Below are 26,686 nucleotides of genomic sequence, written 5' to 3' on the forward strand. Positions count from 1 at the left end.
AACCATCGCCACCTCCCTGCTATAGTATTACTCTAATTTACCTTTAGTAGACATAACTCCCTTAATAGCTTGATCTATTCTCACCGCTTCTTTCAAGGCTCTACCCAAGGCTTTAAAAGCTGCTTCGATAATATGGTGAGCATTTCGTCCTTCCAGTTGGCGTAAATGAAGAGTAATTCCTCCATTGAAGGCTAGGGCCCGCATAAACTCCTCTACTAACTCAGTATCAAAAGAACCCACCTGAGCAGTAGGTAGTTCTAACCCATAGGCTAAATAGCTTCTCCCGCTTAAGTCTAAAGAAACTGTCACCAATGCTTCATCCATAGGTACATATTCTGTACCGTAGCGCCTAATTCCTTTTTTATCGCCCACAGCCTCATTGATAGCCTTACCTAAGCAGATACCGATATCCTCCACAGTATGGTGAGCATCGATCTCCAAATCTCCCTTAGCCTTTAACTCTAGATCAAAAAGACCGTGCTTAGTAAAAAGCTCCAACATGTGGTCTAAAAAAGGAACTCCACTATCTATACTGCTTTTACCTGTCCCATCCAAATCTATACTTAACTCAATCTCAGTTTCGGTAGTCTTTCTTTGTAGTTCTGCCTTTCGCATCGCAATCCTTCCTTTCTCTAACTAATCATCAAAACGAACTCGAATCGAATTAGCATGAGCATCCAAGCCCTCCACCTCAGCTAATCTAATAATATCCTCCTTAGCCGCAGCCAAAGCACTTTCTGAATAAAAGATCAAGCTGGACTTCTTAACAAAGTCATCTATATTCAAGGGAGAGTAGAAACGAGCTGAGCCTCCCGTAGGTAGTACGTGATTAGGACCAGCAAAATAATCTCCCACCGGCTCTGGAGTATGGTGGCCTAAAAAGATAGCCCCAGCATTCTTGATCTCAGCTAAAATTTCAAAGGGACTTTCTACTGCTAACTCTAAGTGTTCCGCAGCAAAACGATTAGTAATCTCTAAGGCCTCTGTTAAGTCCTCACTTAAAATAATAGCTCCGTAATTATGCAAAGACTCCCTAGCTGTCTCCTCTCTATCTAAATAACTTAGCTGTTTTTCTACCTCTTCTTGCACTCCTTTAGCCAACTCAACCGAAGTAGTTACTAACACTGAAGCCGCTAAAGGATCGTGTTCTGCCTGAGAAAGTAAATCAGCTGCTACATAACTAGGAGTTGCTGTTTCATCTGCCAATACTAAAATTTCACTGGGCCCAGCTAGCATATCAATATCCACCTCACCATAAACTAACTTCTTAGCCAAAGTAACATAGATATTACCCGGACCTACGATCTTATCCACTTTAGGAATAACCTCAGTCCCCAAAGCCAAAGCAGCTATCGCCTGGGCTCCTCCTACCTTATAGATCTGCTTTATCCCCACTATATCAGCCGCCACTAAAGTAGCTGGATTTAACTGGCCTTGACTGTCGGGAGGAGCTACCATCACTATCTCCTCCACTCCTGCTACTTGGGCCGGAACACCGGTCATCAATACCGAAGAAGGATAAGCAGCTCGACCACCGGGCACATAAAGCCCCACTTTCTCTAAAGGATTAATTAATTGACCTAAAGTTATTCCCTCTTCTTTAACCTGCAACCAGCTCTCTCGCAACTGCCGTTGATGAAAGTCTTTCACGTTCTCCTTAGCCTTTTTCAAAGAGCTTATAACTTCATCTTCAACCTGCTCATAGGCTGCTTCAATCTCTTCAGTAGTAACAGCCTGCTCAGCTGCTTTAAACTGTACCTGGTCAAACTTAGCGGTATAATCCAGCACTGCTTCATCGCCGCGCTCTCTAACTTCCTTTAAAATCTCAGCCACCACTGCTAATCTCTCTTGATCAGTAAAGGTGGAACGATTCATAATAGCCTCTACCTGCTCTTCAAAACCTCTATCTGCTGTTTTAATTATTTTCAACATCTGCATTCAGACTCCTTTTTAAACCATTACTTATTTTTTGAATTCGTTCAAATTTAGTCTTATAGCTAACCTGATTAACTATCAACCGCGCTGAGGACTTAGCAATCTCAGCAATCTCAACTAAGTTATTTTTACGCAAAGTAGTACCCGTAGAAGTAATATCCACAATCATCTCCGCTAAACCAACAGTAGGTGCTAACTCAATAGAACCATTGAGCTCGATTACCTCCACCTGAATTCCTTGCTGATTTAAAAACTCCTCGGCTACGCGAGGATAAGAGGTTGCTACCCGAAGTAAAGTCGGTAATTCCTCTAAACTACTTACTCCCAACTCTTCCGGTACAGCTACTACCAACCTACAGCTCCCTAAACCTAAGTCCAAAAGCTCACAAACATTTTTTTGAGCCTCCAACAATACATCCTTACCTGAAATCCCTATATCGGCAGCTCCATACTCCACATAAGTAGGTACATCCACCGCCTTAGCTAAAATAAAACAGTATTCTTGATCTTCACAGTTCAATACTAATTTTCTAGAATCATCACTCAAATCCCCTTTTACAACCCCTATTTCCCGCAGCATTTCCACTACTGGATCAAAGAGCCGTCCTTTAGGTAAAGCAATCTTTAAAGGCTTCATAGTCACCCCTCCTATTCTATGATAACTACCTCTTGACCAAATAAAGTCTCAAGTTGGTAATCCCAATTATTAATCTCATCTACAGTACCTAAATAAATAATTCGTCCCATCTCTTTTTGCTGAGCATAATCGATGCTAGCTGCTACACTACGTTCCTTAACCTCCAGCACTACCTGTTCTCCTTTTTGACGCAAGCGCCGGGCTAACTCTATAGCCTGTTGGCGATAGTCCTTGGCATAAAAGATAAATGTATCTTCTTCCACAGTCGGCAGTTTAACCCCTTGATTTTCCAAAGATAAAATCAGCCGATCGATCCCCACTGAAAAACCTATAGCCGGGTTTGGCTCTCCAAACTCTCCTAGAAGATTATCATAACGACCTCCGCCGCAGATAGTAAAGCCTAAATCATTAGTATAGCCTTCAAAAACTATTCCTGTATAGTAATCTAGGCCACGCAAAGTACTTAAATCCAAGGTTACCTGCTCAGCTACTCCTAACTCCTCTAACTGCTGATAGATATCCTCCAGACTTTCTAAAGCTGCCTGAGACTTACCGTTAACTATCAGCTCTTTAGCTTGCTTAATAATCTCTTTACCACCTCTTAATTTCGGTAAAGATAGAATAGCCTCCTGTTCTGAATCGCTTAAAGCAGTATTACTAACTAGATTTTCCAAAGCCACAAAGTCTTTCTTAGTTAAACACTTCTTTAACTTACTTTTCACTTCCGGCTCCAGTTCCATCTTTTCCATCAGGCCCATAAAGTAGTCCACCTGGCCTATATCCAGAGAAAAGTTTTTTAAACCTACTCTTTCTAAGGCTTCGATAGCTAAGGCTATAATTTCAGCATCAGCTAAAGACTCCTCACAACCAATCAGTTCAACTCCTGCTTGATAAAACTCTCGCTTCCGGCCCGCCAAAGGAGCCTCGTATCTAAAAACATTAGCTAAATAAGAAAGTCGTAATGGAATTTCTTGTCCAGAAAATCTATTAGTAACTAATCTAGCAATAGGCGCTGTCATCTCCGGTCTTAAAGCCATAATTTCGCCTTGACGATTAAAAAACTTATACATTTTCTCTTGTAACTCACTACCAGTTCCAATAGATAAAGCACTAAAAAACTCAAAAGTAGGAGTTATTACTTCCTGATAACCCCATTCTGAAAATAGAGAAATTATCTGCTCCTCTAAGTATCTTTTTTTCTTAGCCTCTGCTGGCAAATAGTCCTTAGTTCCACTGGGCGTCTGCATCTTATTAAAAGTTAAATCTCTTTCCACTTAAACCACCTCTTTATCATTTTAACACATTAAAGCGTTAACTTAATAAAATATAACATATTGCGTTTAGAATGTCAATTTAAAGTGAAGGTTAGTACTATATTGTTATAAAGTTCAAAAGCAAATCTGACACAGATTGCACAGATAAATAAAGATCAACACAGATAAGTTCAAGACATTAAAAGCAATTTGACGCAGACTAAAATCTGACTAAGTTCTGACTAGACATTAAAACATAAAATCAAAAACTTAGAACCATATCATAAACGTCAACTTAATACATATTTTTCTAATTGATTTGTTATTTTATAGATATATTGTGTCAGTGGGAGTATCAGTGCTAGTTAAGATCAAGATTTTTAAAGGCTTTTGAACTGAAGGATTAGAGCTTATAATGTTTTTATTCACACTCACACCGACACTAACACATTACATTGATAAAGTTAATATTTTACTAAAATTTAGCTTAAGTTAACGCATATGATCTTGAATTAAGGTTTTTAGGTTTTATTCGTATCAATTAGTGTTCATTAGTAGTTTCAATAGGTTTTAAGGTTTTATGTTTTAGTCAGATTTTTGTCAGAACTTAGTTACCCCAAGGGCACTTCCCAGAGTAATGACTAGCCAAAATAATGGCGTCGCTACGGGGCGCTGTGTCAGATAGCTCTTGAACTTTATTTCTTGATCTTAATCTATCCTTTATCATTTATCATCTGTCCTCTGAAACAATAGAACGATAAAACCCTAATATCAACAGTTGATATTAGGGCCCTATTACTATTCTGCAAAAACATGATTTCCAATCTCAACTAGTTTTCTCCGAGTGGTTAACCACCACAAGGTACGGGCAGTCCTAGGATTGTAAAAATAAAGAGCACCTAAGGAAGGATCTTCACCGCTTAAAGCATCTCGAGCTGCTCGGAAGGCTGTCTGATTAGCCGGCAGATTAATCTGCCCATCGTCCACTGGAGCAAACTGTCCTGATTGATAGATCACTTCTCGAATCGAATTAGGAAACTGAGGGCTATTTACTCTATTCAAAACCACTGCTCCTACTGCCACTTGACCCTTATAAGGCTCACCTCGTGCTTCAGCATGTATTAAACGGGCCAATAAGTCCAGTTCAGATTGAGAAACATCTTCAAGGTCATAACTAATACTAGGTTCACTTCTTCTACTTCTAATTCTGCTAGCTAAAAAGTTAATACCTATAAAAATAGCTAAGCCACCAAAAGTCTTCCGATCACTAACCCCTTCTTCAGCAGCATGGAGAACAGATCCAGTCTTGCTTGGCAAAATAACAGTTAATTGAGAAACTAGCAGTACCAACACTAAAGTTATAATAAGCACCTTAATCCCTTGAGCACTCTTTAATCTAAGCATAAGTCCTCTCCTTAAGTATAACAGTTTAACTCTCCACCACAAATAAAATTACAGTATTTCAGATTCAGCAAAGAAAAGTTCAATTTCCCGCTTAGCACTTTCAGCAGAATCTGAACCATGAACTATATTTTCATCAATACTGAGAGCATAATCCCCTCTAATAGTACCTATTGCTGACTCAAAAGGATCAGTAGCTCCCATCATTTTCCGCACAGTCTTAATGGCTTTAGGGCCTTCAACTACCATAGCTACTACCGGGCCCGAAGTAATAAACTCCTTTAAGTCAGGGAAAAAAGGCTTATCCACATGTTCAGCATAATGTTCTTCCGCTAATTCATCATCAATCTGCAGCATTTTCATAGCCTTAATAGCTAATCCCTTCTTTTCAATTCTAGAAATCACATCTCCTACTAAGTTTCTTTTTACTCCATCTGGCTTAATCATAAAGAATGTTTTTTCCACAATTATCCCTCCTACTCTATCATTATAATACAATACTTAACTTTTATTCAAGAAAAAATTAAATTTTTAATAGCTAGCTATTATTAACAACAATAAACCTAAGCCAGCAAATCTCAAATTTTTAACCTCTCTATCCAATTTTTCCTGAATATCTCCTCCATCTTCCAAGCTTTCTTCTAAGGCATCTATACGCTGATAAAGTTGTTCATTTTCAGCTTCCAACTCTGCTAACCTAATCTCAACCTCTTCCTGAAACTCTTCCTGTTCTTGAGTAATTTCCTCAATTATCTGTCTTGCTTCCTCTTGACTCTCCTTTACAGCTAGCATCTCTTCTTTAGTATTCAGTAAGTCTTCCCTTAATATCTTATTTTCTTCCTGTAAACGCTCCATTTCTTGAGCGAAAAAATCGCTTTCCTGATTTAACTCCACCAGTTCTTCTCTAAACTCCGTAGACAACTCACGAAGTAACTTTAAATCTTCTTCGGAAGCACTAATTCCTCTTTGTTCTATATTAACCAAAAGCTTAGCAATTACTTCAGCTAACTCATATCTCTCTATCTTTTCTTCGCCTTCAAAGTAATTATCTTCTTGTAAGGACATAACCCCTTCATCAATTAATCTTCTCACGCTCTCGTAAGCCCAATGATCTGGTGAAATATCTTCTATTTCATCACTGGCCAAGACAGGCAGAGTAGCGGTCAAGAGCAGCCCCCAGACTAAAATCAAAGTAATCAGCTTCTGGACTGTTAAGCATCTCTTAATCATAGTCCTCGCCTCCTCTAATCGTAAATTCTAAATCTTCAACATCACTATCTATTTCAACACCTTCCTCATCTATTAAGTCCAAATGACTAAAGCCAATACTGAGTGGCCCTGCTCTATTAACTCTAAAATAGAAAGTAGCTGCTTTATCATTAAGGATATCTTCTTCAGCCTCCAAGGCACCAGCTAATTCAATTCTTCCTTCATCAGTATCCACCTGCGGCTCTTCCCAACTCAACAACTTATCTCCTTTGGTAAACAGCGTACCTCGCGAGGCAAAAAGTAACTCTAACTTTTCAACATCATACTCTAAAATAGTATTTAATTTATAAAAATCATTCAGATTAGCCATATTTAAAGTTACCTGCAAATAATCTCCTACTCTTAAATCATCAGTATGAGATTCTAAATATACAGCTGCCTCTACCTCAGGAATATCTATAAATTCAAGCTTAGACTTTGAATCAGCATTAACAGAGCTTAATTCAATAGCATAAGGTAGTTGCCCTTTAATTCCAGTAGCCTCTAAATACCAAGAAACATCTACCTCTTCACCAGGACTTAAGTAACCTAAATACTTAATATCCCTTTCACCCCGAGCTAATCTCAGTCCTGGAGGCAAGGATATCTCAAGACTAGGGCTATAAGCTGTAGAAGCACCAGTATTTTTAACGGTAGTAGTTACTTTAAAAGGATTAGGCTCTAATAGTCTATCCTCAACCTCCAATTCAGCCGGAGCAAGAAGATCAAAGCTCAACTCTGGCGGGCCAATAATATCCACTCTTCTACTAACTTCATTATCATCGGTATTTTCAGCCGTAACCTCAACCTTATATTCAACTTCTTGACTAACCCCTTCTTCCGGCACTATATCCCATACAAGCTGTCTAGTACCTCCAGACTCTAAATCACCTAACTCTTTCTTAGCTTCACCCTCAGCCAAAGAAAGTCCACTAGGTAGCTTGATTTCAGCTGCCACATCCTCGGCATCTATCTCGGCCGTATTCTGAATATAAGCTAAAACTGGAAAAGAATCCGTTTGCTTATCTAAAACCACTTCAGCCGGAGAAGTAACACCTAAAGATAAGATTCCTGGCACAATAGTTATTCCACCTAAACCATAGTTAGTAATATAAGTCCTACTTTCTCCAGGAGGCAAGGGTTCTGGATTCCAATAAAGAGCCATGGCGCTATCTAACTGAAACTCTCCTTCTCTAATAAACTCACGACCGGGCTCAAAATCAAAATCCCAAACTCCATCAGCTAAGCTACCCCAGTTAGAAAAATAAATCTCATCTGGAGCAGTCACTTGAGATCCTTTAACAGTACCTTGAGCTATAACCATAGGGTCTGAAAGCCGATCAAAGGCCTGCCAAAACTCCGGCAACTCATCTTGAGTATACATTGTATCGGTGGTAACAGGCTCAGGGCCCACTCGAAAAGGAGCTCCATCATTATCACCTACCATTGTATCTAGCATGGCTCGCACCCCTACCTCTTTTACTTCCTCACTTTCATTTTTAAGCTCATACTTAATTTGAGCCGTATCCGGCAGCCCAGTAGTACTGCTACGCACAAAGCTCAAATTCTGAATCACAAGCAGATCTCCGTAACGATAAACTGTCTCAATTGCGCCTTCATCCGTTATGTAAGGGGCTTTCACCTCTTCCCCATATTCTCCTAAGCGACCAGCACGTTGATTAGTCTCCCCGCCAAAAACATAGTCCTCACCATCTATTCTAATAGTGGTATAAGAAGCCCAGGGAGTAGGTCGTCCATAAATTAAGGGCTTTCCTTCATCACTCTCCATTATTGGATTTCCACCAGTTACATCCACTGCAAATCTACCAGTGTTCTCTTCCTCTTGATTAACTGCAATAGAAATATAATCATTTTTTATCCGTAAATTCCCATGCTCATCTACCTGTTCTTCAATCTCTACTTCATCAACTTCAACTTCTTCTGATTCAAAATCAAGTTCAAACTCTTCTCTAATTTCCGCTTCATCTTCAACTTCTAACTCTTCTTCAGCTTTAACCGTTAAAGCACCTATTAGCGTAAAAGCAGTTAAAACTATCATTAATAATGCTATAGTCCTCAGTTTCATAACCTCTTTACACCTCTCTTGCTAGCTCTATAAATCTAATTCATCAAACTCAACTTCTACCTGTCCTTCTTCAAAATGCACACTCAAAAATACCGAATAATTATCAAAAGTCTCTTCAAACTCCCAACCTCGTTCTATAGTTAATTTAGCCACTCCATCTAAGTTGCCTTCACCAGAAGACTCAACAACTGAAATATTCCTAATCCGTCCCGAATCCGCCACATCAACTCTCAAGTGAACAGTCCCTTCAATATTTTGATTAGCTGCTTCTTTAGGGTAAACGGGAATAATTTTATTAGCTACCATTTGTTCAGGAGTTTTCTCTTCAGGCTCTATATCTTCTTCTCCATCTGCCTCTTCTTTCTTAGTCTCAGCTTCTTCATCTTCTTCTCCTTCAACATCCTCAGCTTCTCTACCCTCTTCAGCTACAGTTTCACTTTCTTCCTCAGTTTCAGCTTCATCATCTTTCACTTCTGTGTCCTCTTCAGTTTCTTCATCATCTTCAACCTCTTCATCATCTTCAACCTCTTCATCATCCTCTACTTCTTCATCATCCTCTACATCTTCATCATCTTCTACATCTTCAATTGTATCATCTGCTTCTGTTTCTTCAATTTCAGGCTCTTCTTCTTCCTCACTAGTTAAAGTATCGGGAGTTGAATCTTCCTCTTCAACCTCTTCTTCAACCTCTTCTGTTTCTTCCTTAGTTTCAACTTCATCATCTTTTTCTACTTCTGTATCCTCTTTAGCTTCTTCAACCTCTTCTGTTTCTTCAACATCTTCTTCCTCTTCTGTTTCTTCAACATCTTCTTCCTCTTCTGTTTCTTCAACATCTTCTTCCTCTTCTGTATCTTCAACATCTTCTTCAACTTCTCCTTCATCGTCTTCTGCTTCTATATCTTCTTCAACTTCATCATCTTTTTCCACTTCTATATCCTCTTCCAGCTCTTCTATATCTTCTTCTATATCTTCTTCATCCTCTTCAATTCCTTCTACTTCTGTCGTAGCCTCAGGATCAATCTCTTCTATTCCCATATACTCTATAACTCCATCCTGTTCTAAAGGATAAACCTCAAAGGCAGACCTAGTCTGATAAAGGTCAGGGAACAGCGCTAAAATTAAAACATGAATTACCAACGAAACAATAATATATCTTTTCATCGAACTAATCACCTCAAATAGCGATTATTGCTCTTCCACTTTTTCCTCAGCTGCTAAAGCCAATCTATGAGCCCCAACCTGACGTACAGTATCCATCACTTCTACTATCTTATCGTAAAACACTTCTCTATCTGCCTCAATAATAATCACTGCCTCAGGGTCTTCATTAATTACATTAGCTACTCTACTTTGTAAAGCCGCGATAGTAAGCTCTTCATCTTCCAAATAAATTTGACCTTGAGCAGATATATTAATAGTCAGCTGTTTTTGTTCCTGCTCAGTAACCGTTTCTGCTTGAGGCAAATCAATATCAAGCCCAGCAGGAGTAGCTCTAAAGGTAGTAAATAACATAAAAAAAACTAACAAAAAGAAAATAACATCAATTAAAGGTAAAATCCTAATATCTACCTTACGCTTATTATCTCTTTGAAACATACCTGTCACCTCGGACTCTACTAGTAGAGCCGTCTTCAGCTAAAAGATTAACTAACTTAGCCGACCACTGATTCAGCTCATTAGTTTTATCCTCCACTTGACTATCTAAATAAGTATAAAATAAAGTAGTAGGAATAGCTACTATCAAACCAGCAGCAGTACTAATCAAAGCCTGAGCAATACCAACACTTAAGGCTCCCGGGCCCGCCATGCCTTGAGCTCCAGCTAAGATATTAAAGCTATTTATAATACCAATTACCGTACCTAATAAACCTAATAAAGGAGCTATCGTAGCAATAAAATCTAAAATTCGTAATCGTTTTTCCATTTTACGAATTTCATTTTCACCACCAAGCTTTACATATTCTCTAACAGTAGCTTTATCTTCTCCATAACCCTCTAGACCTTGCTCTACCATAGCAGCCACTGGACCTCGAGCAGCTTTAACCATTTTTTTTGCTTTAGATAAGTTACTGTTAGCAATCAGTAGTTCCAGCTTTTTAAATAATCTGAAGTTATTATTATCAAGCTTTCTAAAATACAAAAACCTCTCAATAAAAACTGCTAAACTCAATATAGAACAGACCATTAAAGGGACCATGGTAGGGCCACCTTTAAATAAAACATCTAACATCTAAATTCCTCCTTTAAAATAAGCTAAGCTTAACTGCAATCTATTGCTAAACTTTCGACATCCTATTAATTAATTCCTGCAAAAAAGAGCAAATACCTTTAATCTCCAGCTGAAGATTAAAGGTATTTGGCCTGCAAGTAATTTTAGGAAAAATCTACCATTCTTTCAATTTCAGTTTCTTGATAGACATCTTCAAAGTAATCATTGAGTAGTTGATTTTTTTCGCCTTCTATTAAATAATTTTCTAAATCATCTCTAACCTCTTCCAAATCCAATTCTCTACTAGCAACCTTATCACTGACCTTAATTAGATGATAGCCATACTCGGTCTCTACTGGATCACTAATCTCTTCTTTCTCTAGAGAAAAAGCAGCCTCTTCAAAGGCCGGAACCATCTGCCCCTTAGCAAAAAGGCCTAAGCTTCCTCCCTCCTGGCTACTAGGCCCTATTGAATGCTCCTTAGCTAGTTCAGCAAAGTCAGCCCCATCATCTAAATCAGACTTTAATTCTTCGGCTTCTGCTAAGCTTTCAACTAAAATATGGCTAGCTTCTACCTGTTCAGGCTGTACAAACTTTTCTTTATTTTCGGTGTAGTACTCTTCAAGTTGTGATTCGCTAACTTCAATATCAGCAGTTAACTTAGTACTTAACTCTTCAATTAATAGCCTGCCTCTAATATTCTCTCTAAAATCATTTAAACTCAAGCCTACTGTTGCTAATTCTTCTTCAAGTTCTTCTACTGAATTATATTGACTTTTGATCATTTCAAAGTAAGAATCCAACTCTTCATCAGTAATCTCTATCCCTTCCACTTCTGCCTGCTGCACCAAGATCTCTTGTTGGATTAATTGTTCTAAAACCTGCTCCTTAATTTGTGGTAATAGTTCTTGGCCTTCAGTTTCTGAAAAATCAATTCCTTGGGCTTGATAATGAAGCTTTGACTGTTCTAGATGGTTCTCAAACTCAGCCCTAAAGATTGGATTACCATTCACCTCAGCAATTACTTCTTCTTCAACTTGATCAACTGAGTTAATATTATCCTCTTCACCATCATTACAGGCCACAAGCAAAGTAAATACCAAAGCTAAAACTACAAATAAGACTACTTTCTTAGTAGACGATAACTTCTTCATGATTTTCTCTCCTTTAAATTTTAGGATTAATTAAATTTCAGTAGTTTATCAACTTCTCCAAAAAGACTATCTGCTTTACTATTATAAATACTTAGTATGAAAATAGCAAGAGCAGATTAAGAATTTCAAAATATTAACTTTACAATGTATATAGCAGCAATAAAACCTACTACATCTGCAATCAGTCCAGCTATAATAGAATATCTGCTTTTTTTAACTCCTACTGCTCCAAAATAAACAGCTACTACATAAAAGGTAGTTTCTGTACTTCCTTGAATAGTAGAAGCTAAACGACCAATTAAAGAGTCCGGGCCGTACTCCTGAATCAACTCCGTCACCAAACCCAAAGACCCCGTCCCTGACAAAGGTCTAATCAACCCTAAAGGTACTATTTGGCGAGGAATGCCAAAAAAAGATAGTATAGGCTCCAAAATCTGCAAACAGATCTCTAAGGCCCCCGAAGCTCTAAAGATACTGATAGCCATCAACATAGCTATTAAATAAGGAATAATTTCTACTACAGTAGTAAAGCCTTCCACAGCTCCTTCAGTAAAAACCTCATAAACCTCAACATCCTTAAAATAAGCATAGCCCACAATTACCAGTATAATAATCGGTATAGCCCATTGCGAAAGATTATTTAAAAAATCAAACATTATTTTTCAACCCTTCTAAACCCATATTTTTCTTAAAACTCTATCGGCCACCAGGCCAGCTATAGTAGAGCAAGTAGTAGCAAAGATGGTAGTCCCAATAATCTCCATTGGGGCACTAGATTCAGCAGCTACTCTCAAACTGATTACCGTAGCAGGAAGTAAAGTAATACTGGAAGTATTAATTACTAAAAAAGTACACATAGAATTACTAGCCTCTTCCGGCTTAGGATTCAGCTTTTGTAACTCCTGCATAGCCTTAATTCCTAAGGGAGTAGCCGAATTACCCAAACCTAAGAGATTAGCGCTAAAACTGAGCATCATAGCTCCTAGAGCTGGATGATCGGCTGGTACTTCTGGAAAAAGCCGTTTAGTTACCGGCTGAATAAGCTTAGCTAATAGTTCAACAAAGTTTGATTCCTCAGCCAGCCTCATCACTCCCAGCCATAAGGACATAGGTCCTATCAGTCTAATCAAAATCATGGCTCCCTCTTCTACTGACTCTAAAACTGCCTGAGAAACCGGGCCCATATTTCCAGTCAACATTGCAGTAACTATACCGATACTAATTAGTCCAAACCAGATATGGTTGATCAAGCTACTTCCCCCTTTTACTAATTATATGCTCTTTAGCTAAGAAAATATGAAATAAAAAAACACCTACCCTGATATCAGGTAGATGCTTAAAATAATAAATTAACGCATTATGCTAGTTAAATTTTAGTTCAATATAGATAGATTGTTGCGCTCTGCACAACAGTTGATAGTGTATAGTTAAAAACCTAGACCATTAAAAGATTAAGTTCAAGTTCTATTAGACGCTGACTAAGTTCGGACAAAATCTGACTAAAACATAAAACCTTAAAAAAATTAAAGAACTAAAAAGTTTTAAGGTCTAGTCAGAACTTAGTCAGATTTTAGTCAGCGTCAAAAAAGGTTTTAAAGGTTTTGAACTTCAACTCTACACTATACATTGTAAACTGTAAACTAAACAAAGCATTAATTTTGTTTCAACTAGCACAACAGGTTAAACCATTTAAAACCTATATAATATGTACCACTAATTCACTAGAATCCTTACCTAGGCTGCACAATTAACTTAATAGCCGTTCGTTCCTCACCATCAATCTCAATATCAGTAAAAGCCGGGATACAAACTAAATCAACACCACTGGGAGCCACAAAACCTCTAGCAATTGCTACCGCCTTAACTCCTTGATTAATTGCGCCTGCTCCTATAGCTTGGAGTTCTGCGCCACCTCTTTCTCTCAAAACTCCAGCTAAAGCACCAGCTACTGAATTAGGACTTGAATTTGATGATACCTTTAATACTTCCATAATAAATACCTCCTCTTTTTTATAGAAAATTATTTCCCTTACTATATATAATTTAGATATTTAACATAAAATTCCTTCTTTTTTAAAAAATTTCAACCTATTTTCCTGGAAATAATTTAAAAAAGTAAAGAGGAGGCTTAATTATTAGTGTGAATCTGCTTCACTCTCTTAATCGATAATGCTAAACCAGACTCTAAGTCTAGTTCCACCACTACCGCTGCAAGCTGAGTATCACCAGTGGCTACAGAAAATCGTTGCGGTAAATTAGTAGTTAAGCGCTTAATTACATCTTCAGGCTTCATCCCTAAAATGGAATCAACTCCCCCTGTCAAACCTAAATCAGTTATGTATGCCGTACCTGCTCCCAAAATCTGCTCATCAGCAGTCTGTACATGTGTATGAGTTCCAAAAACCACGCTTACCTCTCCCGCAAAGTATCTACCTAAAGCTATTTTTTCCGAAGTAGCTTCGGCATGAAAGTCCACCAAAATCAAGTCAGCCTCTAATTGAGGTATCAACTCTTCTAGCGAACGAAAAGGGCAGTCCACATTATCCATAAAGACCCTACCTAGTAAGTTAACTACCGCAACTTTAACTCCTGAATCCAAAGTATAGACTTGATGCCCCATCCCCGGTGTTTGCGGAGGCAGATTTTGAGGTCTTAAAAGTCGCTCTTCCTGATCTATAAAATCAAAAATCTCCTTATTATCCCAGGTGTGATTACCCATAGTCAACACATCAATTCCATAACTGTAAAGCTCATCTGCCACTTGCTTAGTAATTCCAAAACCGCCGGCAGCATTCTCTCCATTAGCTACTACAAACTCTATCTCTTCCTCTTCGATCAAATCTGGAGCTAATTCTCTAACGGCCCTTCTACCAGCTCTACCTACTATATCTCCTATTAACAAAACCTTCATCACTTAACTCCTTTCTTAATTATCACCATCATACTCCTTATCAAAAATCACCACTCGCTTTTTTTCTCTGAACCCAACTAATAACTGCTTAGGCTGAGTTCCCTCCCAGTTCAAAAGAATAGTATCAATAACCTGTTTATATTTTGCTAAATGCTGAGCACTCTTGACACCTAAATTTTCGAATAACAGCTGAGCTTCAAACTCTTTTACTACTAACTTCGTCAACAAATCCAGTTCTGTACTCGTCAATTCCAGTAACTGAATAGTAACTTCTAGTTCTGTTAACTCTTCATAAACCTTATATTCTATTTTTAACTGATTCAGAGGAGAATTATCCAACTTTTTAGATAATTTTAGACTCTGTCTTAGTTTTAATCTAAACTCCTCTTTTGTTGATTTACTTAAATCCTGATTAATTAAGAAGTTTAGAGTCAACTCTTCTAAGTACTGATTAAAAACTACTTTATTAAGCTGAAAATAACGGTGCAGGATAGCAATGATAAGCTTCATACTAATTGGTATTTCATTATTTTGACTGCAGTCAATTTTTTCCTTGCCCAATTTTATTTCCTCCTCCATACTCACTTAAGTACAATTAACTACTTTCTAGTACAGCTTAATCAACTCCTGCTTAATTAACCCGTTAAAATCTGCTAACACTAAAAAACGCTCCAACCTCTATCGATTGGAGCGTCTAGCTAAAATAAATTTATTTTGCGTAATTAACTGCTCTTTTTTCTCTAATTACCGTTACCTTAATCTGACCTGGATACTCCAACTCTTCTTCTACCTGATTTGAAACCTCATAAGCTAGTTTAGCTGCCTTATCGTCGGAAATCTGATCAGGATGTACCATTACTCTAATTTCACGACCGGCCTGAATAGCATAAGCCTTATCAACTCCGTGATAAGAATCAGCAATCTCCTCCAACTTTTCTAAGCGCTTAATATAAGACTCTAAAGTTTCTCTTCTAGCTCCAGGACGAGCTGCTGAAACAGCATCAGCCGCTGCTACTAAAACAGCTTCTACGGACTTAGCTTCTACATCTCCGTGATGAGCCGCAATAGCATGGATAATGTTATCTGATTCACCGTGCTTTCTAGCTAAATCAGCACCAATTTTAACATGGGGGCCTTCTACATTATGGTCAACAGCCTTTCCTAAATCGTGCAAGAGACCGGCTCTTCTAGCTACCTTAACATCTACTCCTAATTCCGAAGCCATCACTCCTGCTAAATAGGCAACCTCGATAGAATGTTGTAACACATTTTGACCATAACTAGTTCTATATTTAAGCCTACCTAATAATTTTATTAGTTCACTATCTAAACCATGTACTCCTGTATCAAAGGTGGCCTGTTCTCCCTCTTCATAAATCAAAGAGTCTATCTCGTTTTCTGCCTTTTCCACCATCTCTTCTATACGCGCTGGATGAATTCTACCATCCATAATTAATTTCTCTAAAGCAATTCGAGCAATTTCCCGACGAATAGGATCAAAACCGGAAAGAATAACCGCCTCTGGGGTATCATCAATAATTAAATCAATTCCCGTTAAGTTTTCTAAAGCTCTGATATTCCGCCCTTCCCGACCTATAATTCGCCCTTTCATTTCATCATTAGGTAAAGAAACCACAGAAACAGTAGTTTCTGCTACATGATCGGCAGCACAACGTTGAATAGCAGAAGATATAATCTCTCTAGCTCTCTTTTCAGCCTCATCTTTAGCTCGATTCTCAATCTCTTTAATCATCCGAGCCGATTTATGCTCTACTTCATCTTCAACTCGTTTTAAAAGAATCTCTTTAGCCTCTTCGATAGTTAAGCCTGAAACTTTTTCCAACTCCTCTACCTGCTGTTGATGTAGGCTATCGATCTCTTGCTTCTTTTCTTCCACCTTTTTAGCCTTTTCAATTAAGTCAGCTTCCTTATCCTCTACCTCTTCTAGCTTTGATTCTAAAGTTTCCTCTTTCTTCAATAAGCGACCCTCTAGCCTTTGTAGTTCGTTGCGCCGCTCTCTACACTCGCTTTCAACCTCTTCTTTTATATTATGAGCCTTCTCTTTTGCTTCAAGAAGGACTTCGCGTTTCTCAGAATCTGCTTCTCGTTGAGCAGTTTCTATAATCTCCTCTGCTTTTTTCTCAGCAGATTGGATTTTGCTTTCAGCAATATAGCGTCGAGCTAAATAACCTGCTGCTCCACCAATTACTAAAGCAATAATTATATAAATCAAATACGCCATAGATTGATTCACCTCCCTATTAAACTGTAGCTTTAACTTCTATAAAAATCTTTTTTATTTTTTTGAGAAGACACCCTGCCTACATTGTATATCTTTCATAAGTCTATGTCAAGATTGAAAATTAGAAGTAACCTCGCTGATTCCAGCCGTTAAGTCTACCTGAAAAGACCTATCGGCTATCTCGCTTAAGTGATTTTTATGAGTAACTACAATTATCTGCCGAGCAAAACGTTTATTAATAGCCTTTAAAAACTGAGCTACATTAGTAATATAGTCTTCACTAACATGTTTAGCCGGCTCATCTAAAATCAGCGGGCCCGCTATCTTAGTAGCTCCATAGGATTCCAAAATAGCTATCCGCAAGGCTAAGGAAACCACATCAACTATTCCTCCCCCGCGAGCCTCCTGGGGCTTATTTTTAAAGCTTCTATCTTCATAACTAGAAACCACATAAAATTCAGCATAAGGACGACTTCGCTTTTCTTCAATCTCTATTTCGAAGCTAAACTGCGGGCCAAACACATACTGCAAAGCATTAGTTACCAAACTCTCAATTTGAGCCTTAGCCTGTTCTCGGGCGTATTCAGCCGTCTGCTGTAGTAAAATTCTAGTCTGTTCATAAACATCCAAATCCTCATCCAAACTATTAATTTTTTCCTCACGTTCTTTCTTATCGGCTAGTAACTGCTCTCTCTGCCCTTTACGAATATTGTATTTTTCCTTCTGCTCTTCTATATTTTCTTCTAAAAGCCTTATTATCTGCTCAGCTTGCATAATGTCACTCCTTAATCATTGAGAATATCCTGCGGTAATAACTCCTTAGCCTCAGCAATTAACTCCTCTAGCTCAGTCTCTAAACTAGCTATTTTATCTTCTAACTCCTCGGGGGCTACTCCTAAATCCTCTAATTCAGCCAGTATTTTCTGCTTATTCTTTTTCAGCTCTTCCATTCGCGCTTCAGCTCGGTACCTTTTATTTTTCGCCTTATCTAAGTCTTCCTTCAAACTATCTATCTCTTGATTAAAATCACTCATCCTCTAAACCTCCCCAGCTATAATTAGCAATTATACTCTCTAAAGTACTTTCTTTAATAGAGCTAAAACAGACTGGACATTTATTTAATTCCCTTAATTTTTCCTTATATTCTGCTAATTTAGCCCTGATTTCAGCCTCAACTTCCTCAATCCACTGGCGACCTTGCTCCAAACTATTTTGATTTCGTTGATACTTTTCTTGTAAATTACTCAGTTGAACTAGCTTCTGTTGCTGCTCTGTCAGTTTAGCTATTAACTCTTCCCCTTGCTTAGGTTCAGGTAACTTCTGCAACAACTTTTGATTATTCTGCATCTTTTCTTCTAGCTGCCGTAACTGCTCATAGCAGGACTGTAACTGCTTATACTCTGCCTTACTTTGCGGGAAGTTCTCAGTCAATAATTTCTCTACTCGTTTTAAGTCCTTGCTGCGTTCCAAAATCTGCTTATTTTTCTCTTGGGCCGCTTCTACACTAAGCAGCCTCTGTTTTAAGTCTGTTAAACTTTCTTTAAAATCAGCCAACTCTACTAAACGCTGACAATGCTCTTCTACTTGTGCTAAATCCTTTAACTTAATTAATAGCTTCTCCAAATCCTCTAAACCCTGCTTTGTCTGCTGCCAGTCTCTTTGTAAAGACTTCAGCTTAGTCAGTTTAGACTGCTTATTAATCAGCTCTTGATAGATAGCCTCCAGCTTATCTAAATCAACTAAGCTAGATAATAACTCCTCTAGCTTTTCCTCTTCACTTCTTAACTCTTTCAACTTTTGCTGAAGTGAATTATATTCCTCTAGTTGACTACTACAGTCTTTAAGCTTAACTAATAGCTCCTCTTTACTATTTATTTGCTGCTTTAACTGAGGCAAGTCCTGATAAGCCTCCAAACGCTCATCTATTTTTTGAATTTCACTTAATTCCTGCTTACGCTGTCCTTTAGTCCTACTTAAGTCTCGAGCCACTTCCTTAATAGCAGCATCTACTACGTGCACCCCGGTCAACTGACCGACTGCCTTAGCTTTAGCCGAACCGGTATCACTCAATAAAAAGGGCCCGGCTAATTGATAGTCCAAGTTAAGAGTAGTAGTCGTATCGTCATCGAGGACTACCTTAGGCATCTGATGAAGCTCCTTTACCTGCTCAGGAACCTTAGTTCCAAAGCCGGTATATACCTCCTTATTGCCCTGAGGATCTATGAGCAAATAGTTATTTTCCTTATTATTATGCTTGCGCTCTCGAATCAACCGATAACCATTCTCAAACAATAAAGCCACCCGACAACGCTGAGCACCTACTCTGATAAAGTCATCTCCTAAAGGTTCGTTATAGAGCACCCAGCGGAGAGCTCTAATAATAGCCGATTTACCAGTATCGGAAGGCCCAGTAATAATATTTAAACCAGCAGCCAACTCTAAACTACTGCTTTTATGCGATTGAAAGTTCTCTATCTGAATCTCCTTAATATTCTGCACCCTACTCACCCCAAATTTAAGTCAATCGTTCTTCTGCTCTAGCAATCCTCTCTCGAGCCTCCTGCTTAATTTCATCTTTTAAATCCTGATTTTCAGCTAACTCCGCCAAGATAGTATCTAACTCCAAAAATTCAAACTCCCCAGCTCCTTTGATTTCCTGAGTAAAATTAGCTAACTTCTTTTCCCTATACTTACTAAGCTCAATCTCACTTCGATCCAAAACTTCGGGCCCAACAGCAGCTACCTCCAACTCATGCAGATTAACTTCCATCTCTGTAGATTTCAACTCCACAATAGCTACCTGCGGCCGACGCTCCAATTCACTGCTATAAGCTCCAATCCGGACTAAGCTACCAGGATTGAGACAGTAAGTCTCTTCATTTAATTTCTTTAATCCAAAACCACTATGGTAATGACCAGTAATAGTTAACTCAGCTTCAGTAGCCTCTAGAGCTTCGATTAAGGTATAGTCAACCTCACCTGCTTCAAAAGGACTCGGTAGTAACATTCCATGAACTATATTGATTAAATAATCAACTCCAGCTTCCTTTTCTACTAAATACTCCGTTACTCTTTCTCCTCTATCTAGTTCAGAATGAAAAGCAGTTCCTGTTAACTGGAGTTTAACTCCTCCTTGCTCAATTATCCGGTCTTCACCAGGAGCCAAGATCTCCACCACCCCTGTAGTTGCCAAAAGGCCTAACATAGTTCTTGGTAAAGTATTAGGATTATGTCCGTAAAGATCGTGATTACCAGCTACTACATAGATAGGAGCTGTAAAACTGCGCAAAACCTCTACAAAATCCCCCACTACCGCTGGAGCAGTATCAGGTCTATCGAATAAATCTCCTCCATGAAGTACATAATCTATCTCTTCACTCTCAATTAAATCTCTTATCTCCAACAGCTTTTTCTTTAAAGTAGCAGGGAAATCATCTATTCGGTTCCGAGGAGTAGTTCCTCTAATATGAGTATCGGTCAATACTAATAGCTTCATTCTCTACCTCCCCTAAACTAACTAAAGTTTAGCACTTACTCTTCGTTCTCCTCTTCGGCTTCACTTTCTTCAGCTTCACTCTCTTCATCTTCACTTTTTTTCTCTCCAAACCCTTCTGTATCTACTTCTTCTCCTGGAAGGTCATATTCTGCCCTCACTTTAGCTTCAATTTCAGCTAATAACTCTTCATTTTCAGCTAAAGCTTCTTTAGAGTTCTCTCGACCTTGACCTAAAGTTATATCATCACCATAGGAGTACCAGGCTCCGGAACGATTAATAATATCAGCATCTACTGCCATATCTAAAATGCTACCTAGTTTAGAAGCACCTTCACCGTAAATAATATCGAACTTAGCTTTTCTAAAAGGAGGAGCTAATTTATTCTTGACCACTTTAACCAAAGTATGATTTCCTTTTAACTCCTCGCCATCCTTAATAGGCTTTTTCTTTCTAATATCTAAGCGTACCGAAGAATAAAACTTAAGAGCTCGTCCTCCAGAAGTAGTTTCAGGATTACCAAACATCACTCCCACTTTCTCTCTAATTTGATTAATAAAGATACAGGTAGCCTTAGTTTTGCTGATAGTTCCTGATAGCTTCCGCATTGCCTGAGACATTAACCGAGCCTGCAAGCCTACATGAGTATCACCCATCTCTCCTTCTATCTCCGCCTTAGGCACTAAAGCTGCTACCGAATCAATAACTATTAAATCTACTGCCCCACTTCTAACCAGAGCTTCACATATTTCCAAAGCCTCTTCACCAGTATTAGGTTGAGATATCAATAGTTCGTCTATATCTACCCCTAAATTACGTGCATAATTAGGGTCTAAAGCATGTTCTGCATCAATAAAAGCAGCCACTCCGCCTTCCTTTTGAGCTTCAGCAATAATATGCAAAGCAATAGTAGTCTTACCTGAAGCTTCCGGGCCAAAAACTTCAACAATTCTACCCCGCGGAATTCCGCCTACTCCTAAAGCTACATCTAAAGGTAAAATACCAGTAGAGATCACATCTACATCTAAGTTTCTACTTTCACCTAATTTCATTATCGAACCTTGTCCATAATCCTTCTCTATCTGCTTAATAGTTCTCTCTAAAGCTTTTTCCTTTTCTTCTTCCATTTTTAATCAACTCCTTAAACTTTTTACTTGGAATCAACCCAGACAAATCTACTTTTCCAACCCCGTTTTGATTTAATTCCTGATTAAGAACTATCTTTCCTGCTTTTTGATGCTAAAATCCTCAATCTACCTGCTTAATTATATAAAGGATAGCTAATACCTATTTTTCCCAACTAGCAAAATTTTATTTAAAATGATTCTACTTTTGACAGATATTGAATTGTCGAGTTAAGAATGATATACTAAAAACTAATGAAATAAAGTCAAAAACTAACAACTGAGAAGGGAGAAATTCAAAAAATGTCTAAGCAAGAAAATAAATTAAGCGACTTACCTAATGCCGAAGGTTTCTTTGGCGACTTTGGAGGTAGTTATATTCCGGAAGAACTAGAAGCTGTATTAGCAGAAGTTGCAGATTCCTATTTGAAGTTCAAAAACGATGAAGACTTTCAAACTAAACTCAAAAATAATCTTCATGAATATGTAGGTAGAGAAAATCCACTTACTTATGCAGAACAGTTGAGCCAAAAACTAGGCGGGGCTAAAATTTATCTAAAAAGAGAAGATCTCAACCATACGGGGGCCCACAAAATTAATAACACCATCGGGCAGGCTCTGCTAGCTAAAGAAATGGGCAAAGAGCGTGTTATAGCCGAAACAGGTGCTGGTCAACACGGAGTGGCTACTGCAACTGCTTGTGCCCTATTGGATATGGAGTGTATTATCTATATGGGAGCAGTAGATATCAAGCGCCAACAGTTAAATGTTTTTCGAATGGAGCTGCTAGGAGCTGAAGTAGTAGAGGTTACTCAAGGAACTAAAACCCTAAAGGATGCTGTAGATGTAGCTTTAGAAGATCTGATCAAAAATCGAGAGGATACTTACTATATGCTCGGCTCAGCCGTAGGTCCTCATCCTTATCCTTTAATGGTGCGAGACTTTCAATCGGTTATTGGCAGAGAAGCTAAACAGCAGATTTTAGCACACGAAGGGAAGTTACCGGACTACATTATGGCCTGTGTAGGCGGGGGGAGTAATGCTATCGGTCTCTTTTATCCATTCTTAGAGGATGAAGAGGTACAAATCATTGGCGTAGAGCCTGCCGGCAAGGGCTTAAATAGTGGTAAACATGCTGCCTCTATTACTGCTGGTAGTGAGGGAGTAATTCATGGTTTTAGATGTTATACTCTCCAGGATGAAGAGGGGAATCCTCTACCAGTCCATTCTATCTCGGCTGGATTAGACTATCCAGGAGTGGGCCCGGAACACAGCAATCTCAAAAAGATCGGTCGCGCCGAATATGTATCCGTTACCGATGAAGAGGCTCTGGAAGCCTTTCAAACTCTTTCTGAAGTAGAAGGCATTATTCCTGCCCTAGAAAGTGCTCATGCTATAGCCTATGCTATTAAGTTAGCTCCTGAATTAGATTCTGAGCAGACTATTGTAGTCAACCTATCAGGGCGAGGCGATAAAGATGTACAGCAGGTCGCAGAAATGCTACAAGATTAACAGTAGATAACGCTTTGCTAGTTAAAAGGCACAGCGTCAAAAAATCAGTGTGGGTGTAAACTCACACTCACACTGACACTCTAAACTCAATTAATCCCTTTTCTTTCGATAATAAAACCGCTCTCCCGACCGTGAATCTTAATTATATCCACTGCTCTTAATTGCAGCTCCTCTTCTCGATCACTAAAATGAAGCAAAGCCAATGAAAAAGGAACTCCCTGCTTAACTTGCAAACCTCTAATTCCAGCTGCTCCAGTAGTTCCCGCATCAATAATAGTTGTTCCAGCTTCCTGCCGCAGATCAATAGAATGGCTATGTCCATGTATAATCACTGGAACCTCACCTAATAAATGAGCAGTTATTAAGTAATTATGAGTTACTACTAAATCAGGTGCAGTTGATAGTTCCTCAACTAAAGCACTTAACCTATCCTGATACTCTTCAACTGCTCCTATCTCAGGAGGTTGAATATCCTTAGTTTGCGCAGCCGGATCAGCAATACCAACAATATTTAAACCCTTTATACTAAGTGTATCTTCTTCCAATACTACTACATTATCCAGTTTACTCATATCCTCAATAATAGTTGGTGAATCGTGATTGCCAGGTACAAAAATATAAGGCAGCTCCAAATCAGCAATTCTACTAACTAACTTACCCTCTACTGGAGTTCCGTAATCACTAATATCACCTGAATCTATAATTAGGTCTACCTCAAAGCTATTAATTACTTGGCTAATGAAGTTAAAAGCTACTGGATTATTATGGATATCACTTACGTGTAAAACCCTTAACTCACTATCAGCTTCTCCTAAGGCTCTTAGAGCCTCTACTTCCCTAAAGAGATTAGAAATATTAGTAACAACTATCTCTATCTCTTCCCCTAATTGATCTATGTTTTCTAAACCCTCTTCCACCATACGGGTCATCCACGGAGCAGCAGAAATCATCCCCCGATAATCAGAATCACTAAATCTATCTAAATCATAGCTAAGATAAGTACCTAAATACAGACTGGATAATAGAACTAAAGCAATTACTCCACCGATAACTAACTGATGCCACTGACGATTGCCTAAAATGAAAACTCCCAAAGCTCCGCCAGCAATAGCTAATAATAGAGTCTTGATAATAAATAACTGAAGAATATTACGGCCCTTTAGTTTAATGTCTGCTAAGAGCTCTTCTTTATCCTCTAATTCATCTATTAGGATGCTCAGTCGTTCCGGATTTAGATTTAAAACCGTTACTTTTAAGTTCAAGGGAAAGACATGAGTATCAGCAATTATCTTTCCTACCGGCGGAAGATTGATTTCGGTGAAGTTTTCACTGGAGATATTAGCTTCTAACTCAACCTCTACTGCACTTAACTCATAAGTAATCCCGCCCATTAAGTTAACAACTAAAAGCATACCTAAAATAGCACCTACAACTATCAGTACTATTTTCTTTTTCATATTATATAACCACCTATGCTGGATTTCTATCTATTATAACTCAAGCTCTCCTATTAAATACCTGCGTAATTTATCCAAAGCATATTGAGCAGCCAGCTCCTTAACCTGCATTCGTTTTCCATGGAATTTAAACTTAAAACTACTTACTCCTTGCTGATTGGCTAAAGCAAAATAAACTAAGCCAATAGGTTTTTCTTTACTTCCGCCACTGGGCCCAGCAAGTCCAGTTATCCCTAATCCTAAATCGCTCTGAGCTAACTCTTTAACTCCTAAAGCCATCTCCTCGGCCACCTGAGGACTAACTACACCGTACTCTGCTAAGATGCAATTACTAACTGCTAATAGTTCTTTTTTAGCCTGCTTACTATAAGCTACCACCCCTTGTTTAAAATACTTAGAACTTCCCGGAACATTAGTTAGACGATGACTAATCAGCCCTCCAGTACAAGATTCAGCTGCTGCTAACCTTAACCCTTGTTCTTTTAAAGCAACAGCCACTACCTCTTCCATAGTCTCTTCGTCAACTGCAAAAATAGCTTCTTTGAGGCGGGCCCGCAGTCTTGTTTCTTCCTTAGTAATTAAGCTTTGAGCCTCTTTTTCACTCTCAGCCTTAGCTGTAATTCTTAATTTGATCTGTGACTTTCCCGCTAAAAGAGCAATAGTAGGATTACTCTGCTGCTGAAGAATATCCTTAATCTTAGCTTCCAAAGTAGATTCACCGTAACCACAGACCTTCAATACCTTGGATTTAATCAATTCCTTACTAGCCATTCGTTCTTCTAAGTAAGGAATTATGGTCTCTTCCATCATCTCGCGCATCTCTCTCGGTACTCCCGGAGTAGAAAAAATAATCTGCTCCTGATGCTCCATTAAGATGCCCGGCGCAGTACCCCAGCTATTAATTATCGGTTTTGCTCCCGCCGGTAAATAAGCTTGGCTGAGATTATTCTCTGTCATCTCCCTGCCTAGCTCTGCAAAAAAGTCTTCGATTTGCTTCACTAAATTTTCCTTTTTAATTAATTCAACCCCACAAACTTCAGCTATTACTTCTCGGGTTAGGTCATCATCAGTCGGGCCCAAACCACCAGTAGTAATTACTATATCAGCTCGCTGCAAGCTATCCTCTAATCTACTTTTCAACCGCTCTCTATTATCGCCAACTGTAGATATATAATAGACATCAATCCCTAACTCAGCTAACCTCTCAGCTATATAAGCTGAATTAGTATCAACTATCTGCCCTAATAACAGTTCAGTACCAATAGAAACAATCTCTGCTCTCAATAGTCTGACCTCCTCCTTTAACACAATAACTATCATATCATAATTTAAAGCTAATTAGCAAGCAATTAAAACCTTTGAAGAATTTTCAATAAGGTGCTCTTTATTTCCTTTGGCCCTAACAACATCTACTTTATTAATAATATTTCAAAAAGAAAAACACCCTCCCGGGTGCTCAAATCATTATTTTATTTTAGATTCTCATTTTTGAAAATTAAAATAACAACCTAACCACAAGATCTTACAATCCCATCTACCTGTTGTATATTATTTTTAAAGTAATCTGCTTTAGCTATATCATTATTTTTAATCCCATCCTTATAACCGAGGCTATAATCATCTATGGCCTTTTGAGCCAGCTTTCTTATTTCTGCCTCGTTAAGATTATCCAACTGCTCCATTAACTGCTTATGATATTGATTCATCTTTTATCACATCCTCCAATCAATTTTAATTATTTTAATTATTCTACTATATTGTTTTCAATTCCTTCTTTTTTTATTATATTTTCTATTTTTTCAACAGATTTAGCTTTAGCTATTATTTTCGATAAAAACTTTCTTCACTTATACAGCAATATTCTCTGTTTCAGTTCTATTTTCATAATTCATCTGTTGAGCTCAATTTAAATATGTAAATAATTTTTTTAATTTCTAGGTTTATCTTCCAGGGCAATCGCATGAATAAATTTTATTTTAAAACTCAATCTTATTTCTTATACTCAGTTTGAATTTAAAAAATGC

General features: G+C 38.2%; 27 protein-coding genes. 1 reads left to right on the plus strand and 26 read right to left on the minus strand.

Annotation, left to right across the window (positions count from 1 at the left end; translation table 11 throughout):
- Positions 1-27: 27 nt before the first annotated feature.
- The 23 genes from hisB to recA form a co-directional block, all read right to left on the minus strand.
- A complete protein-coding gene (hisB, locus tag MWH30_RS04115) occupies positions 28-615 on the minus strand; it encodes an imidazoleglycerol-phosphate dehydratase HisB (protein ID WP_248662786.1) in 588 nt (195 codons plus the stop codon).
- A 21-nt stretch (positions 616-636) separates the two neighbouring features.
- Complete coding sequence (gene hisD, locus MWH30_RS04120; RefSeq protein ID WP_248662787.1) at positions 637-1,932, minus strand: histidinol dehydrogenase; 1,296 nt, start codon at positions 1,930-1,932, stop codon at positions 637-639.
- Positions 1,916-2,572, minus strand: a complete 657-nt coding sequence (hisG, locus tag MWH30_RS04125; protein WP_248662788.1) for an ATP phosphoribosyltransferase — start codon at positions 2,570-2,572, stop codon at positions 1,916-1,918. The genes hisD and hisG overlap by 17 nt, the downstream gene beginning before the upstream one ends.
- Positions 2,573-2,583: 11 nt before the next feature.
- Positions 2,584-3,846, minus strand: a complete 1,263-nt coding sequence (gene hisZ / locus MWH30_RS04130) for an ATP phosphoribosyltransferase regulatory subunit (protein WP_248662789.1) — start codon at positions 3,844-3,846, stop codon at positions 2,584-2,586.
- Positions 3,847-4,623: 777 nt separating this feature from the next.
- Positions 4,624-5,229 (minus strand): cell wall hydrolase, encoded by a 606-nt coding sequence (locus MWH30_RS04135; RefSeq protein WP_248662790.1) that lies wholly within the window; start codon positions 5,227-5,229, stop codon positions 4,624-4,626.
- 48 nt (positions 5,230-5,277) lie between these two features.
- Positions 5,278-5,691: a nucleoside-diphosphate kinase gene (ndk, locus tag MWH30_RS04140; protein ID WP_248662791.1), complete on the minus strand. Its 414-nt coding sequence runs from the start codon at positions 5,689-5,691 to the stop codon at positions 5,278-5,280.
- Between the two features lie 66 nt (positions 5,692-5,757).
- On the minus strand, positions 5,758-6,456 hold the full coding sequence (locus tag MWH30_RS04145) for an S-layer homology domain-containing protein (RefSeq protein ID WP_248662792.1): 699 nt from the start codon (positions 6,454-6,456) through the stop codon (positions 5,758-5,760).
- On the minus strand, positions 6,449-8,560 hold the full coding sequence (locus tag MWH30_RS04150) for a cellulosome anchor protein (RefSeq protein ID WP_248662793.1): 2,112 nt from the start codon (positions 8,558-8,560) through the stop codon (positions 6,449-6,451). The genes MWH30_RS04145 and MWH30_RS04150 overlap by 8 nt, the downstream gene beginning before the upstream one ends.
- 27 nt (positions 8,561-8,587) lie before the next feature.
- Positions 8,588-9,721, minus strand: a complete 1,134-nt coding sequence (locus MWH30_RS04155; RefSeq protein ID WP_248662794.1) for an energy transducer TonB — start codon at positions 9,719-9,721, stop codon at positions 8,588-8,590.
- A 24-nt stretch (positions 9,722-9,745) separates the two neighbouring features.
- Positions 9,746-10,156, minus strand: coding sequence for an ExbD/TolR family protein (locus MWH30_RS04160; protein ID WP_248662813.1), 411 nt, complete (start codon positions 10,154-10,156; stop codon positions 9,746-9,748).
- Positions 10,140-10,790: a MotA/TolQ/ExbB proton channel family protein gene (locus MWH30_RS04165; RefSeq protein WP_248662795.1), complete on the minus strand. Its 651-nt coding sequence runs from the start codon at positions 10,788-10,790 to the stop codon at positions 10,140-10,142. Before MWH30_RS04165 ends, MWH30_RS04160 begins: the two co-directional genes overlap by 17 nt.
- Before the next feature lie 143 nt (positions 10,791-10,933).
- Entirely contained in the window at positions 10,934-11,923 is a 990-nt protein-coding gene (locus tag MWH30_RS13960) for a peptidyl-prolyl cis-trans isomerase (protein WP_248662796.1), read from the minus strand.
- A 125-nt stretch (positions 11,924-12,048) separates the two neighbouring features.
- Entirely contained in the window at positions 12,049-12,579 is a 531-nt protein-coding gene (locus MWH30_RS04175; protein ID WP_248662797.1) for a spore maturation protein, read from the minus strand.
- Between the two features lie 15 nt (positions 12,580-12,594).
- Positions 12,595-13,173, minus strand: a complete 579-nt coding sequence (locus tag MWH30_RS04180; protein ID WP_248662798.1) for a nucleoside recognition domain-containing protein — start codon at positions 13,171-13,173, stop codon at positions 12,595-12,597.
- Positions 13,174-13,653: 480 nt separating this feature from the next.
- Positions 13,654-13,914, minus strand: coding sequence for a stage V sporulation protein S (locus MWH30_RS04185; RefSeq protein ID WP_248662799.1), 261 nt, complete (start codon positions 13,912-13,914; stop codon positions 13,654-13,656).
- A 137-nt stretch (positions 13,915-14,051) separates the two neighbouring features.
- Positions 14,052-14,834 carry a TIGR00282 family metallophosphoesterase gene (locus tag MWH30_RS04190; protein ID WP_248662800.1) on the minus strand — a complete coding sequence of 261 codons (783 nt, stop codon included), beginning with the start codon at positions 14,832-14,834 and terminating at the stop codon, positions 14,052-14,054.
- 15 nt (positions 14,835-14,849) lie between these two features.
- Entirely contained in the window at positions 14,850-15,395 is a 546-nt protein-coding gene (locus MWH30_RS04195) for a hypothetical protein (RefSeq protein ID WP_248662801.1), read from the minus strand.
- Positions 15,396-15,543: 148 nt separating this feature from the next.
- On the minus strand, positions 15,544-17,076 hold the full coding sequence (gene rny, locus MWH30_RS04200; protein ID WP_248662802.1) for a ribonuclease Y: 1,533 nt from the start codon (positions 17,074-17,076) through the stop codon (positions 15,544-15,546).
- A gap of 108 nt (positions 17,077-17,184) precedes the next feature.
- A complete protein-coding gene (locus MWH30_RS04205; RefSeq protein ID WP_248662803.1) occupies positions 17,185-17,850 on the minus strand; it encodes an ATP-binding protein in 666 nt (221 codons plus the stop codon).
- A gap of 11 nt (positions 17,851-17,861) precedes the next feature.
- Positions 17,862-18,110, minus strand: coding sequence for a hypothetical protein (locus MWH30_RS04210; RefSeq protein ID WP_248662804.1), 249 nt, complete (start codon positions 18,108-18,110; stop codon positions 17,862-17,864).
- A complete protein-coding gene (locus MWH30_RS04215; RefSeq protein ID WP_248662805.1) occupies positions 18,103-19,575 on the minus strand; it encodes an AAA family ATPase in 1,473 nt (490 codons plus the stop codon). Before MWH30_RS04215 ends, MWH30_RS04210 begins: the two co-directional genes overlap by 8 nt.
- A gap of 16 nt (positions 19,576-19,591) precedes the next feature.
- Entirely contained in the window at positions 19,592-20,572 is a 981-nt protein-coding gene (locus tag MWH30_RS04220; RefSeq protein ID WP_248662806.1) for a metallophosphoesterase family protein, read from the minus strand.
- A gap of 35 nt (positions 20,573-20,607) precedes the next feature.
- Positions 20,608-21,696, minus strand: a complete 1,089-nt coding sequence (recA, locus tag MWH30_RS04225) for a recombinase RecA (protein ID WP_248662807.1) — start codon at positions 21,694-21,696, stop codon at positions 20,608-20,610.
- Positions 21,697-21,996: 300 nt separating this feature from the next.
- Between recA and trpB the strand changes: the two genes are divergently transcribed.
- Positions 21,997-23,205 carry a tryptophan synthase subunit beta gene (trpB, locus tag MWH30_RS04230; protein WP_248662808.1) on the plus strand — a complete coding sequence of 403 codons (1,209 nt, stop codon included), beginning with the start codon at positions 21,997-21,999 and terminating at the stop codon, positions 23,203-23,205.
- A gap of 86 nt (positions 23,206-23,291) precedes the next feature.
- On the opposite strand, the gene MWH30_RS04235 is transcribed toward trpB, so the two are convergent.
- From MWH30_RS04235 to MWH30_RS04245, 3 genes are all read right to left on the minus strand, one after another.
- Positions 23,292-24,662: a metallophosphoesterase family protein gene (locus MWH30_RS04235; protein WP_248662809.1), complete on the minus strand. Its 1,371-nt coding sequence runs from the start codon at positions 24,660-24,662 to the stop codon at positions 23,292-23,294.
- Between the two features lie 33 nt (positions 24,663-24,695).
- Positions 24,696-25,946: a competence/damage-inducible protein A gene (locus MWH30_RS04240; protein ID WP_248662810.1), complete on the minus strand. Its 1,251-nt coding sequence runs from the start codon at positions 25,944-25,946 to the stop codon at positions 24,696-24,698.
- A gap of 224 nt (positions 25,947-26,170) precedes the next feature.
- A complete protein-coding gene (locus MWH30_RS04245) occupies positions 26,171-26,368 on the minus strand; it encodes a hypothetical protein (RefSeq protein ID WP_248662811.1) in 198 nt (65 codons plus the stop codon).
- Positions 26,369-26,686: the final 318 nt, after the last annotated feature.

Source organism: Fuchsiella alkaliacetigena (assembly GCF_023227765.1).
GTDB lineage: Bacteria > Bacillota > Halanaerobiia > Halobacteroidales > Acetohalobiaceae > Fuchsiella > Fuchsiella alkaliacetigena.

Bases quoted from the DNA above. Each gene is read 5' to 3' on its own strand.
- hisB (WP_248662786.1), bottom strand. From the start codon at position 615: ATGCGAAAGGCAGAACTACAAAGAAAGACTACCGAAACTGAGATTGAG.
- hisD (WP_248662787.1), bottom strand. From the start codon at position 1,932: ATGTTGAAAATAATTAAAACAGCAGATAGAGGTTTTGAAGAGCAGGTA.
- hisG (WP_248662788.1), bottom strand. From the start codon at position 2,572: ATGAAGCCTTTAAAGATTGCTTTACCTAAAGGACGGCTCTTTGATCCA.
- MWH30_RS04135 (WP_248662790.1), bottom strand. From the start codon at position 5,229: ATGCTTAGATTAAAGAGTGCTCAAGGGATTAAGGTGCTTATTATAACT.
- MWH30_RS04145 (WP_248662792.1), bottom strand. From the start codon at position 6,456: ATGATTAAGAGATGCTTAACAGTCCAGAAGCTGATTACTTTGATTTTA.
- MWH30_RS04150 (WP_248662793.1), bottom strand. From the start codon at position 8,560: ATGAAACTGAGGACTATAGCATTATTAATGATAGTTTTAACTGCTTTT.
- MWH30_RS04155 (WP_248662794.1), bottom strand. From the start codon at position 9,721: ATGAAAAGATATATTATTGTTTCGTTGGTAATTCATGTTTTAATTTTA.
- MWH30_RS04160 (WP_248662813.1), bottom strand. From the start codon at position 10,156: ATGTTTCAAAGAGATAATAAGCGTAAGGTAGATATTAGGATTTTACCT.
- MWH30_RS04165 (WP_248662795.1), bottom strand. From the start codon at position 10,790: ATGTTAGATGTTTTATTTAAAGGTGGCCCTACCATGGTCCCTTTAATG.
- MWH30_RS13960 (WP_248662796.1), bottom strand. From the start codon at position 11,923: ATGAAGAAGTTATCGTCTACTAAGAAAGTAGTCTTATTTGTAGTTTTA.
- MWH30_RS04175 (WP_248662797.1), bottom strand. From the start codon at position 12,579: ATGTTTGATTTTTTAAATAATCTTTCGCAATGGGCTATACCGATTATT.
- MWH30_RS04185 (WP_248662799.1), bottom strand. From the start codon at position 13,914: ATGGAAGTATTAAAGGTATCATCAAATTCAAGTCCTAATTCAGTAGCT.
- MWH30_RS04190 (WP_248662800.1), bottom strand. From the start codon at position 14,834: ATGAAGGTTTTGTTAATAGGAGATATAGTAGGTAGAGCTGGTAGAAGG.
- rny (WP_248662802.1), bottom strand. From the start codon at position 17,076: ATGGCGTATTTGATTTATATAATTATTGCTTTAGTAATTGGTGGAGCA.
- MWH30_RS04205 (WP_248662803.1), bottom strand. From the start codon at position 17,850: ATGCAAGCTGAGCAGATAATAAGGCTTTTAGAAGAAAATATAGAAGAG.
- MWH30_RS04210 (WP_248662804.1), bottom strand. From the start codon at position 18,110: ATGAGTGATTTTAATCAAGAGATAGATAGTTTGAAGGAAGACTTAGAT.
- MWH30_RS04220 (WP_248662806.1), bottom strand. From the start codon at position 20,572: ATGAAGCTATTAGTATTGACCGATACTCATATTAGAGGAACTACTCCT.
- recA (WP_248662807.1), bottom strand. From the start codon at position 21,696: ATGGAAGAAGAAAAGGAAAAAGCTTTAGAGAGAACTATTAAGCAGATA.
- trpB (WP_248662808.1), top strand. From the start codon at position 21,997: ATGTCTAAGCAAGAAAATAAATTAAGCGACTTACCTAATGCCGAAGGT.
- MWH30_RS04235 (WP_248662809.1), bottom strand. From the start codon at position 24,662: ATGAAAAAGAAAATAGTACTGATAGTTGTAGGTGCTATTTTAGGTATG.
- MWH30_RS04245 (WP_248662811.1), bottom strand. From the start codon at position 26,368: ATGAATCAATATCATAAGCAGTTAATGGAGCAGTTGGATAATCTTAAC.